The organism is Streptomyces flavofungini (assembly GCF_041028215.1).
GTDB lineage: Bacteria > Actinomycetota > Actinomycetes > Streptomycetales > Streptomycetaceae > Streptomyces > Streptomyces flavofungini_B.
Genome location: NZ_JASKYR010000206.1, coordinates 1 through 11,335, shown reverse-complemented (window position 1 = coordinate 11,335; position 11,335 = coordinate 1). Strand labels below are relative to the sequence as shown.

At 68.9% G+C, this 11,335-nt stretch carries 11 protein-coding genes; 3 read left to right on the top strand and 8 right to left on the bottom strand.

Translation table 11 applies throughout. From position 1 onward, the window contains the following. Positions 1-409: 409 nt before the first annotated feature. The 3 genes from AB8Z36_RS16490 to thyX all read right to left on the bottom strand — a co-directional run bounded on the left by AB8Z36_RS16490 (position 410) and on the right by thyX (position 4,081). The gene (locus AB8Z36_RS16490) at positions 410-2,095 is read right to left on the bottom strand and encodes a ribonuclease J (protein ID WP_369214065.1); all 1,686 of its coding nucleotides are present in this window, start codon (positions 2,093-2,095) and stop codon (positions 410-412) included. Between the two features lie 133 nt (positions 2,096-2,228). Continuing rightward, on the bottom strand, positions 2,229-3,128 hold the full coding sequence (dapA, locus tag AB8Z36_RS16485) for a 4-hydroxy-tetrahydrodipicolinate synthase (protein ID WP_369214064.1): 900 nt from the start codon (positions 3,126-3,128) through the stop codon (positions 2,229-2,231). Between the two features lie 212 nt (positions 3,129-3,340). After that, positions 3,341-4,081, bottom strand: a complete 741-nt coding sequence (gene thyX / locus AB8Z36_RS16480) for an FAD-dependent thymidylate synthase (RefSeq protein ID WP_369214063.1) — start codon at positions 4,079-4,081, stop codon at positions 3,341-3,343. A gap of 191 nt (positions 4,082-4,272) precedes the next feature. Here thyX and AB8Z36_RS16475 point away from each other — a divergent pair, with 191 nt between their 5' ends. Together AB8Z36_RS16475 and AB8Z36_RS16470 are read left to right on the top strand one after the other, a co-directional pair. After that, the gene (locus tag AB8Z36_RS16475) at positions 4,273-4,512 is read left to right on the top strand and encodes a hypothetical protein (protein ID WP_369214062.1); all 240 of its coding nucleotides are present in this window, start codon (positions 4,273-4,275) and stop codon (positions 4,510-4,512) included. A 122-nt stretch (positions 4,513-4,634) separates the two neighbouring features. Beyond that, on the top strand, positions 4,635-5,195 hold the full coding sequence (locus AB8Z36_RS16470; protein ID WP_369214061.1) for a PH domain-containing protein: 561 nt from the start codon (positions 4,635-4,637) through the stop codon (positions 5,193-5,195). Positions 5,196-5,250: 55 nt separating this feature from the next. Here AB8Z36_RS16470 and AB8Z36_RS16465 read toward each other — a convergent pair whose 3' ends face one another. The 5 genes from AB8Z36_RS16465 to rpsO all read right to left on the bottom strand — a co-directional run bounded on the left by AB8Z36_RS16465 (position 5,251) and on the right by rpsO (position 10,794). Further along, positions 5,251-5,715 (bottom strand): hypothetical protein, encoded by a 465-nt coding sequence (locus tag AB8Z36_RS16465; RefSeq protein ID WP_369214060.1) that lies wholly within the window; start codon positions 5,713-5,715, stop codon positions 5,251-5,253. Between the two features lie 65 nt (positions 5,716-5,780). Further along, the gene (dapB, locus tag AB8Z36_RS16460; protein WP_369214059.1) at positions 5,781-6,533 is read right to left on the bottom strand and encodes a 4-hydroxy-tetrahydrodipicolinate reductase; all 753 of its coding nucleotides are present in this window, start codon (positions 6,531-6,533) and stop codon (positions 5,781-5,783) included. 67 nt (positions 6,534-6,600) lie between these two features. After that, on the bottom strand, positions 6,601-7,980 hold the full coding sequence (locus AB8Z36_RS16455) for a M16 family metallopeptidase (RefSeq protein WP_369214058.1): 1,380 nt from the start codon (positions 7,978-7,980) through the stop codon (positions 6,601-6,603). Next, complete coding sequence (locus tag AB8Z36_RS16450; RefSeq protein WP_369214057.1) at positions 7,977-10,205, bottom strand: polyribonucleotide nucleotidyltransferase; 2,229 nt, start codon at positions 10,203-10,205, stop codon at positions 7,977-7,979. Before AB8Z36_RS16450 ends, AB8Z36_RS16455 begins: the two co-directional genes overlap by 4 nt. A 301-nt stretch (positions 10,206-10,506) precedes the next feature. Then, the gene (rpsO, locus tag AB8Z36_RS16445; protein WP_055568703.1) at positions 10,507-10,794 is read right to left on the bottom strand and encodes a 30S ribosomal protein S15; all 288 of its coding nucleotides are present in this window, start codon (positions 10,792-10,794) and stop codon (positions 10,507-10,509) included. Positions 10,795-11,061: 267 nt separating this feature from the next. On the opposite strand from rpsO, the gene AB8Z36_RS16440 reads away from it, so the two are divergent. Next, the coding region (locus tag AB8Z36_RS16440) for a DUF397 domain-containing protein (RefSeq protein ID WP_369214056.1) at positions 11,062-11,335 on the top strand (274 nt) is incomplete at its 3' end.

Here is an 11,335-nt window from a genome sequence, read left to right as displayed (position 1 = left end):
TCACTCCGGTGGGTCGGGGTATCAACATATCTGGCGTTGACTTTTGGCACGCTGTTGAGTTCTCAAGGAACGGACGCTTCCTTTGTACTCACCCTGTTCGGGCTTTCCTCCGGGCGCTTCCCTTCGGTGTTTCTTCTGTTCTTGCGTTTCCGACTCTATCAGACTCTTTCGCGTCCGATTTCCTCGGTGCCTTTCCGGTTCCCGCTCGGCCTTTCGGCTCTCGCGTTTCCCTTTCCGGCGATTCAGACTTTATCAGAGGTTCTGAGTCCGAATTCCCGCCCCGCTCGGATCGGCCTCCGGCACATGCGTGCGCGGTGCTTCCCGGTTGGGCGGAGCCGTAAACCTAACGGAGCGGGGCGCCCCGATGCAAATCGAGGCGCCCCGCTCGGAGTCCGTGCGGTCGGGAGGATCAGACCTCGACGACCACGGGCAGGATCATCGGGCGTCGGCGGTAGTTGTCCGACACCCACTTGCCCAGCGTGCGGCGGATGAGCTGCTGGAGCTGGTGGGGCTCGACGACACCGTCCTGGGCCGACTTCTCCAGGACTTCCTGGATCTTCGGGACGACGCCGCCGAACACCCCGTCCTCGATGCCGGAGCCGCGGGCCTGGATGTGCGGACCACCGGTGATCTTGCCGGTGCTCGAGTCCACGACGACGAAGACGGAGATGATGCCCTCGTCGCCGAGGATCTTCCGGTCCTTCAGCGCGGGCTCGCCGACATCGCCGACCGAGAGGCCGTCGACGTACACGTAACCGGCCTGGACCTTGCCGACGATCTTGGCCTTGCCCTCGACGAGGTCGACGACGACGCCGTCCTCGGCGATCACGATGCGGTCGTGCGGGACGCCGGTGAGGGCGCCGAGCTCGGCGTTGGCGCGCAGATGGCGCCATTCGCCGTGGACCGGCATCAGGTTCTTGGGCTTGCAGATGTTGTAGAAGTACAGGAGCTCGCCGGCCGACGCGTGGCCGGAGACGTGCACCTTCGCGTTGCCCTTGTGGACGACGTTGGCTCCCCAGCGGGTCAGGCCGTTGATCACGCGGTAGACCGCGTTCTCGTTGCCGGGGATGAGGGACGACGCCAGGATCACCGTGTCGCCCTGGACGATGCGGATCTGGTGGTCCCGGTTGGCCATGCGGGAGAGCGCGGCCATGGGCTCGCCCTGGGAACCCGTGCAGACCAGGACGATCTCGCTGTCGGGCAGGTCGTCGAGCGTCTTGACGTCGACGACGAGGCCCGGCGGCACCCGGAGGTAGCCGAGGTCGCGTGCGATGCCCATGTTCCTGACCATGGAGCGGCCGACGAAGGCGACCCTGCGCCCGTACTCGTGGGCGGCGTCCAGGATCTGCTGAATGCGGTGCACGTGGCTGGCGAAGCTCGCCACGATGATGCGCTTCTGGGCACCGGCGAAGACGCCCCGGATCACGTTCGAGATGTCGCGCTCGGGCGGGACGAAGCCCGGTACCTCGGCGTTCGTGGAGTCGGAGAGGAGGAGGTCGATGCCCTCCTCGCTCAGCCGCGCGAACGCGTGCAGGTCGGTCAGGCGGCCGTCCATCGGGAGCTGGTCCATCTTGAAGTCGCCGGTGGCGACGACCATGCCCGCGGGGGTGCGGATGGCGACGGCCAGGGCGTCCGGGATGGAGTGGTTGACCGCGACGAACTCGCAGTCGAACGGGCCGAGGTGCTCGCGGTCGCCCTCGACGACCTCGAGCGTGTACGGACGGATGCGGTGCTCCTGGAGCTTCGCCTCGATCAGGGCGAGGGTCAGCTTCGAGCCGATCAGCGGGATGTCCGGCTTCTCGCGCAGGAGGTAGGGGACACCGCCGATGTGGTCCTCGTGGCCGTGCGTGAGCACGATGCCCTCGATGTCGTCCAGGCGGTCCCTGATGGACGAGAAGTCCGGCAGGATCAGGTCGATTCCGGGCTGCTCCTCCTCGGGGAAGAGCACTCCGCAGTCGACGATCAGGAGGCGACCGTTGTACTCGAAGACGGTCATGTTGCGGCCGATCTCACCGAGGCCGCCGAGCGGGGTGACCCGCAGGCCGCCCTTCGGGAGCTTCGGCGGGGCGCCGAGTTCAGGATGCGGATGACTCAAAAGACTCTCCTCACCACGCGCGCCACGTACCTCCGGGGCACGTGGCGCGCGTGACGTTCGTGCGTGAGCAGTTGTTGGGTGGGTGCGGGCTCGGGGCCCGCGGATGTCGCTTATTCAGTTGTGAAGTCTGTGATCAGAGCTGTACCCCGCCGGCGGCGAGATCGATCTTGAGCTGGTCCGTCTCCTCGGGCGTCAGCTCGACCATCGGGAGCCGGAGCGGCCCCGCGGGCCTGCCCTGGAGGGCGAGCGCCGCCTTGGTCGTGATCACACCCTGGGTGCGGAACATGCCGGTGAAGACGGGCAGCAGCTTCTGATGGATCTCGGTGGCCTTCTGGACGTCGCCCGAGAGGTGCGCTTCGAGCATCGCGCGCAGTTCGGGGGTGACGACATGGCCGACGACGGAGACGAAACCGCACGCGCCGACGGACAGGAGCGGCAGGTTCAGCATGTCGTCGCCCGAGTACCAGGCGAGGTCCGAGCGGGCGATGGCCCAGCTCGCGCGGCCGAGGTCGCCCTTGGCGTCCTTGTTGGCCACGATCCGGGGGTGCTCGGCGAGGCGGACGATCGTCTCGGTGTTGATCGGTACGCCGCTGCGGCCCGGGATGTCGTAGAGCATGACCGGCAGCTCGGTGCTGTCGGCGATCGCCGTGAAGTGCCGGAGAAGTCCCTCTTGCGGGGGCTTGTTGTAATACGGCGTGACGGTCAGGAGGCCGTGGGCGCCCGCCTGCTCGGCGGCGCGGGCGAGCTCGATGCTGTGGCGGGTGTCATTGGTGCCGACGCCCGCGACGACGTGGGCGCGGTCTCCGACGGCGTCCAGTACGGCTCGTACGAGGTCGTTTTTCTCCGCGTCACTCACGGTCGGGGACTCACCGGTGGTGCCGTTGATGATCAGGCCGTCATTGCCTGCGTCCACCAGGTGGGCGGCGAGCTGCTGCGCGCCGTCGAGGTCGAGTGCGCCGTCCGCCTTGAAGGGCGTGACCATGGCGGTGAGGACCCTCCCGAAGGGGGTCTGCGGAGTGGAGGTCGGAGCCATGGGTAACACGCTACTCGCTGCTCAGTGCGGGGTCCCCCCTCGGGGGACGTGAGCGGGCCTGACGGATGCGGAGCCCGGCACTGCCTGCTCGGGGGTTCAGGCAGTACCGGGTCCGTTTGTTCAGGCTAGGCGAACTTCACGAAGTGCCGCAATCCGGACACTTCGCTCCCGCCATCCGCACATCAGTGCCTCATGGCACCGCATGTCGGGCGTTACGGGGCCACTCGGCCGTTCTTGTTGAAGGCGGCGTGGGTGAGCGGCATCAGTTCGGCCCAGTGCTGCTCCATCTTCTCGCCGACCATCTCGATCTCCCGCTGCGGGAAGGACGGGACCTTGGCGAGCTCGTGCTGCGTGCGCAGGCCGAGGAAGTGCATCAGCGAGCGGGCGTTGCACGTCGCGTACATCGAGGAGAAGAGGCCTACGGGGAGCACCGCGCGGGCGACCTCGCGGGCGACACCGGCGGCGAGCATCTCCTGATACGCCTCGTACGCCTGGCGGTAGGAGTCCTCCATGACGCGGCCCGTGAGCTCCTGCTGGGCCTCGGTGCCCTCGACGAAGACGTACTTCCCGGGGCGGCCCTCCTGGACCAGCTTGCGGGAGGCGTCCGGCACGTAGAAGACGGGCTCCAGCTCCCTGTACCTGCCCGATTCCTCGTTGTACGACCAGCCGACGCGGTGGCGCATGAACTCGCGGAAGACGAAGATGGGGGCGCTGATGAAGAACGTCATCGAGTTGTGCTCGAAGGGGCTGCCGTGGCGGTCCCGCATCAGGTAGTTGATCAGGCCCTTGGAGCGCTCCGGGTCCTTCTGGAGCTCGTCGAGGGACTGCTCGCCCGCCGTCGAGACGCGGGCGGCCCACAGGACGTCGGAGTCGGTGGCGGCGTGCTTCACCAGCTCGACGGTGACCTCGCTGCGGAAGCTGGGCTTGAGGTCTTCGGTGGGGGTCTCGCTCACTGGCGGGGGTCCTTCCATGTGCGTCACTCGGGGCGGCGCCCACTCTATGGCCCGGCACCGACAATCGGCCGTTCGGTGACCGGCCGCGACATTCTTCGACTAATTTGCTGAAACAGGGCACCTTTTGGGCGATTCGAGCGTCTGTCTAGGCAAGAGAGAACGTTCGAGACCCGTGAGGAGAAGCGCGTCCCATGTTCCGTCGGCGAGAGCCCGTCCCGTTCGCCTTCATCGCCGAAGCCGACAAGTTCCGCAGCAACGTCACTCCCCCGCCCCCCGAGCGCGCCACGGCAAGTCAGATAGTGGGCCGCACGCTCATCGGCCTGACCGTCGTCGCCGGTCTCGTGGGATCCCTGCTCTTCGGGATGCCCGCGATGTCGCCCGGCCAGTCACCGGCGCACACTCAGCAGTCCGAGGCCTCGGACGGGCGCTGACCGGGCAAAACCCGCCCAATCCGGGCGTTGACTCGTCCGGACCCCCAAGGGTGGTGGCAGGGGGCACGGCTCGATAGCCTCACCGGGCACAGCTCATGCGGTGATCAAGTGAGGACCAGCCCGTGCCCCTGCCTTTCCTGACCGCGGACCGCGCCTTCGACGACGCGGCGCATGACGCCGCGCTGCCCTTCGACGACCGCGACCAGTGGCGTCGGCCCTACCGGCCGGGCCCCTGGCGGGTGGGTACCGCGGCCCTTCTGCTGCTGCTCGCCTCGTTCGTGCTGTTCGCCGCTGTGATCATCGCGTTCGCGGACTCGCTCGCGGGCGCCGCGATCTGCGCCGCGCTGGCCCTGGTCATCATCGCCTGCTCCCTGCGCATGCTGCGCATGGGCACCTGGGTGAGCGCGCACGGCGTGCGCCGGGTCGGCTTCCTGTCCACGCAGACCGTGCCGTGGGCACAGGTCGCGGCCGTGCGGACCGCCCAGCAGCCCGTGCGCTGGCTCGGCCTGCCCCGCACGGTGCAGGGGCAGGCACTCATCCTCGTACGGCGTGGTCAGGCGGCCGGTGGACAGCGTCCGCTGCTCACCGACCGGAACGCCGACTTCCTCGCCCGGCACGAGGCGTTCAACCAGGCGGCCGACTCCATCGAGGTGTGGGCCGACGAGTACCGCGCCACCGCCTGACGGCACGGCACCCGCCGAGGCGCGCGCGGGCATCCGCTGCGTCTGCGGCACCCCGTCAGACGTTCACCGGCCGGTCCTCGTGCAGGGCGATGGCCCGCTGCATGGCCTTGCGGGCGCGGGGCGTGTCCCTGGCGTCGTGGTAGGCGACGGCGAGACGGAACCAGCAGCGCCAGTCGTCCGGGGTGTCCTCCGTCTCGGCCTTGCGGCGGGCGAAGACCTCGTCGGCGGAGTCGCGGTCGATGCGGCCGCCGGGCGTACGCCGCAACTCGTCGACCGGCAGGCCGCCTTCGGCGTCGAGTTCGGCGGCAAGCCGGTTGGCGCGCTGCACGAACCGGGTGTTCTGCCAGAGGAACCAGACGCCGATGACCGGCAGGATCAGCACCGCGACACCGAAGGTGACGGTGAGCAGGGTGCCGTGCTTGATCAGCAGCACGCCGCGGCTGCCGACCAGGACGAAGTAGACGACCAGGACGGCGGCCGTGACGGCGTAGGTGATCTTCGCTCGCGAGGAGGCTCGCATCAGGTTCTCTTCCCGGTTCTCTTCCCGGGTCTTTCCCCGGATCTCTTCCCTGGTCCCTTCCTGGCTCAGCCGAGGTCCAGGAAGTGTTCGAGGCCGTAGGTGAGGCCCGGGGTGGTCACCACGCGGCGGGCGCCCAGCAGGATGCCCGGCATGAAGCTGCTGTGGTGCAGCGAGTCGTGCCGGACGGTCAGGGTCTCCCCCTCGCCGCCGAGCAGCACCTCCTGGTGCGCCAGAAGGCCGCGCAGCCGCACGGAGTGGACCGGGACGCCGTCGACGTCCGCGCCGCGCGCGCCGTCCAGGGCCGTCTTCGTGGCGTCGGGCTGCGCGGCGCTCCCCGCCTGCCGCCGGGCCTCGGCGATGAGCTGGGCGGTGCGCGTGGCGGTGCCGCTGGGGGCGTCGGCCTTGTTCGGGTGGTGCAGCTCGATGACCTCGACGGACTCGAAGTAGGGCGCGGCGATCTGCGCGAACTTCATCGTCAGGACGGCGCCGATGGAGAAGTTCGGAGCGATGAGCACGCCCGTCTCCGGCGACGCGTCCAGGGCCGTACGCAGCCGCGCGAGGCGCTCGTCGGTCCAGCCGGTGGTGCCGACGACGGCGTGGATGCCGTGGCCCACGCAGAAGTCGAGGTTGGCCATCACCGAGTCGGGGTCGGTCAGCTCGACCGCGACCTGGGCGCCGTTGTCCACCATCGACGTCAGCTCGTCGCCGCGGCCGAGGGCGGCGACCAGCTCCATGTCCTCGGCCGCCTCGACGGCCTTCACGGCCTCGGAACCGATGCGTCCCTTGGCACCGATGACCGCCACGCGCAGCTTGCTCATGTCCTTCATTCCTTAAGGGGTAGGGCCCGGAGGGCCGCAAGGGGCAGCGCCCCGCGGAGGGCGAGGGCTAGGCGACAGCGTCGTGGAGGCGGGCCGCCTGCTTGTCCTTGAGCGGGCCGATGGCCGCGAGGGACGGGCGGTGCCCCAGGACGTCACGGGCCACCTCGCGCACCTCGTCGGGGGTGACCGCCGCGATCCTGGCCAGCATGGCGTCGACCGACATGTGCTCGCCCCAGCAGAGCTCGCTCTTGCCGATGCGGTTCATCAGGGCGCCGGTGTCTTCGAGGCCGAGGACGGTGGAGCCCGCGAGCTGGCCGATGGCGCGGCTGATCTCGTCGTCCGTCAGACCGTGCTCCGCGACCTGGTCCAGCTCGTCGCGGCAGATCTTCAGCACGTCGTGCACCTGGCTCGGGCGGCAGCCCGCGTACACCCCGAAGAGGCCGGTGTCGGCGAAGCCCGAGGTGTACGAGTACACGCTGTAGGCGAGGCCGCGCTTCTCCCGCACCTCCTGGAAGAGGCGGGAGGACATGCCGCCGCCGAGGGCGGTGTTGAGCACCCCGAGGGCCCAGCGGCGGTCGTCGGTGCGGGCCAGGCCCGGCATGCCGAGTATGACGTGGGCCTGCTCGGTCTTGCGGTTGATGACCTCGACGCGGCCCGAGGTGCGCAGCGTCCGGGAGCCCTGGCGCGGGATCACCGGGACGGCGTCGGTGTGCCGCAGCGCGCCGGACTTCTCGAAGGCGGCGCGGACCTGGCGCACGACCTTGTTGTGGTCCACGTTGCCCGCGGCGGCGACCACCAGGTGGGTGGGGTCGTAGTGCTTCTTGTAGAAGCGGCGGATGCGGTCGGCGGTGAGGGCGTTGATCGTCTCCTCGGTGCCGAGGACCGGGCGGCCGAGGGGGGTGTCGCCGAGCATCGTGTGCGCGAACAGGTCGTGCACGCAGTCGCCGGGGTCGTCCTCGGTCATCGCGATCTCTTCGAGGATGACGCCGCGCTCGGCGTCGACGTCCTCCTGGCGGATCAGGGAGCCCGTCAGCATGTCGCAGACGACGTCTATGGCGAGCGGCAGGTCGGTGTCGAGCACGCGCGCGTAGTAGCACGTGTACTCCTTGGCGGTGAAGGCGTTCATCTCGCCGCCGACCGCGTCGAGCGCGGCCGAGATGTCGAGGGCGCTGCGCTTCCTGGTCCCCTTGAAGAGGAGGTGCTCCAGGTAGTGCGTGGCGCCGTTCAGCGACGGGGTCTCGTCGCGTGAGCCGACGTTCGCCCAGATGCCGAAGGTCGCCGAGCGCACGGAGGGCAGGGTCTCGGTGACGACGCGCAGACCGCCGGGGAGGGTCGTCCTGCGGACCGTGCCGATGCCGTGCTCGCCCTTGATGAGGGTTTGGGTACGGGCGACGGCCCGCGCCTCCGAGGAGGTGCGGGCCGTCGTCGTGGTGCTACGCGACGTCACTTGTCGGTGTCGTCCTTCTTGTCGGCGGCGTTCTCGTCGCCCTCTTCGCCCTCGATGACGGGGATGAGGGAGAGCTTGCCGCGGGAGTCGATCTCGGCGATCTCGACCTGGACCTTCTGGCCCACGCCGAGGACGTCCTCGACGTTCTCCACGCGCTTGCCGCCGGCGAGCTTGCGGATCTGGGAGATGTGCAGCAGGCCGTCCTTGCCCGGGAGCAGGGAGACGAACGCACCGAAGGTCGTCGTCTTCACGACGGTGCCCAGGTAGCGCTCGCCGACCTCCGGCATGGTCGGGTTGGCGATGCCGTTGATCGTGGCGCGGGCGGCCTCGGCGGCCGGGCCGTCGGCGGCACCGATGTAGATGGTGCCGTCGTCCTCGATCGTGATGTCGGCGCCGGTGTCCTCCTGGATCTGGTTGATCATCTTGCCCTTGGGGCCGATGACCTCACCGATCTTGTCCACCGGGATCTTGACGGTGATGATGCGCGGCGCGTTCGGCGACATCTCGTCCGGGACGTCGATCGCTTCGTTCATCACGTCGAGGATGTGCAGGCGGGCGTCGCGGGCCTGCTTCAGCGCGGCGGCCAGGACCGAGGCGGGGATGCCGTCGAGCTTGGTGTCGAGCTGGAGCGCGGTCACGAACTGCTTCGTACCGGCGACCTTGAAGTCCATGTCACCGAACGCGTCCTCCGCACCGAGGATGTCGGTGAGGGTGACGTAGTGCGTCTCGCCGTCGATCTCCTGGGAGATCAGGCCCATGGCGATACCGGCGACGGCGGCCTTCAGCGGCACACCGGCGTTCAGCAGCGACATGGTGGAGGCGCAGACCGAGCCCATGGACGTCGAGCCGTTGGAGCCGAGGGCCTCGGACACCTGACGGATCGCGTACGGGAACTCCTCGCGCGTCGGGAGCACCGGCACGAGCGCGCGCTCGGCGAGGGCGCCGTGGCCGATCTCGCGGCGCTTCGGGGAGCCGACGCGGCCGGTCTCGCCGGTGGAGTACGGCGGGAAGTTGTAGTTGTGCATGTAGCGCTTGCGCGTCACCGGGGAGAGGGTGTCGAGCTGCTGCTCCATGCGGAGCATGTTCAGCGTGGTGACACCCAGGATCTGGGTCTCGCCGCGCTCGAACAGCGCCGAGCCGTGCACGCGCGGGATGGCCTCGACCTCGGCCGCCAGCGTACGGATGTCGGTCACGCCGCGACCGTCGATCCGCTTCTTCTCCTTGATGACGCGCTCGCGGACCAGGGTCTTGGTCAGCGAGCGGTACGCGGCGGAGATCTCCTTCTCGCGGCCCTCGAACTGCGGGAGCAGCTTCTCGCCGGCCAGCGCCTTGACGCGGTCCAGCTCGGTCTCGCGCTCCTGCTTGCCCGCGATGGTGAGCGCCTGGGCCAGCTCGTTCCTGACCGCGGCGGTCAGGGCCTCCAGGACGTCGTCCTCGTAGTCCAGGAAGATCGGGAACTCGCCGGTGGGCTTGGCGGCCTTGGCGGCGAGGTCCGACTGGGCCTTGCAGAGGGCCTTGATGAAGGGCTTCGCGGCCTCCAGGCCGGCGGCCACGACCTCTTCGGTCGGCGCCTCGGCGCCGCCCTTGACGAGCTCGATGGTCTTCTCGGTGGCCTCGGCCTCGACCATCATGATCGCGACGTCGCCGTCCTCCAGGACGCGACCCGCGACGACCATGTCGAAGACGGCGTCCTCAAGCTCGGTGTGCGTCGGGAAGGCGACCCACTGACCCTTGATGAGCGCCACGCGCGTGCCGCCGATCGGGCCCGAGAAGGGCAGGCCCGCGAGCTGGGTGGAGCAGGAGGCGGCGTTGATCGCGACCACGTCGTACAGGTGGTCGGGGTTGAGGGCCATGATCGTCTCGACGACCTGGATCTCATTGCGCAGGCCCTTCTTGAAGGAAGGACGCAGCGGGCGGTCGATCAGGCGGCAGGTGAGGATCGCGTCCTCGGAGGGCCGGCCCTCACGACGGAAGAAGGAACCGGGGATCTTGCCCGCAGCGTACTGCCGCTCCTCGACGTCCACCGTGAGGGGGAAGAAGTCGAGCTGGTCCTTGGGCTTCTTGGACGCGGTGGTGGCCGAGAGGACCATCGTGTCGTCGTCCAGGTAGGCCACGGCGGAGCCGGCGGCCTGACGGGCCAGGCGGCCCGTCTCGAAGCGGATGGTGCGGGTGCCGAACGTGCCGTTGTCGATGACGGCCTCGGCGTAGTGGGTCTCGTTCTCCACTGTTCTCCTACGTGTCTACGTTTCGTCTTCTCGCCCGTGGGCCCGTGTGGCCCGGGGCGGCGTCCCGTGCGTCCTTCCATGGACAGGGACTGTGCGGAGAAGCGCGCCGTGTGTGCGGGCCGGTCTTCGATCGAAGCTCCCGGTGATCTCTCCGGGGGCCACTACCGAGGACCGGCGGCGGCTGGGTGCGCCTCTCCCTGCTGTCACCAGACTACAAAGCGCCGGTGACACTGCGCACGTACAGCAAAGGGAGCGGCCCCCTTCGAGTGCTTCGAGTGGGAACCGCTCCCTTCACGTCGTCTTACTTGGCGCCCGCCGCACCGCGGCGGATGCCCAGGCGCTCGACCAGCGCGCGGAAGCGCTGGATGTCCTTCTTGGCCAGGTACTGCAGCAGGCGGCGACGCTGGCCGACCAGGATCAGCAGACCACGACGGGAGTGGTGGTCGTGCTTGTGGGTCTTGAGGTGCTCGGTCAGGTCCGAGATGCGGCGAGAGAGCAGCGCCACCTGAACCTCGGGGGAGCCGGTGTCGCCCTCCTTCTGGCCGAACTCGGTCATGATCTGCTTCTTCGTAGCGGCGTCGAGCGACACGCGTACTCCTCGTGATGTTTCGAGTGCCTCCGAGTGCCCCTGGTCTACATCTCAGGGGAGCTTCCGTGACTCGTGAGGCCGGGAATGGACCGTACATAGAAAGACGGTCGTCACACAGGGTACCAGTCGGGGGGTGGGGGTCCGGCCCGCGCCCTACGGGGCAGCGACCCCCGGACCTGCGAAAGGCCTGAACAGGGGCGGAGTGCCCCAGTAGGCTACCGGCACAGCTCTTTCGTACGCCGTACGCCGTGAAGGGACCGTTCCGCCATGACAGAGGCGCAGGACAAAGCACGCAAGGAACGCGAGAAGGAGGAGCTGTACGGCCTGGACATCTCGGACGTCCAGTGGCAGAGCGCTCCGGGCACGGAGGAGCACGAGGAGCGGGTCGAGATCGCGTACCTCCCGGCCGGTGCGGTGGCCATGCGGTCCTCACTCGATCCGGAGACGGTGCTGCGGTACACCGAGGCGGAGTGGCGGGCCTTCGTGCTCGGGGCCCGGGACGGGGAATTCGATCTTGAGCCGTCGCCGCGGAATGGTGGGG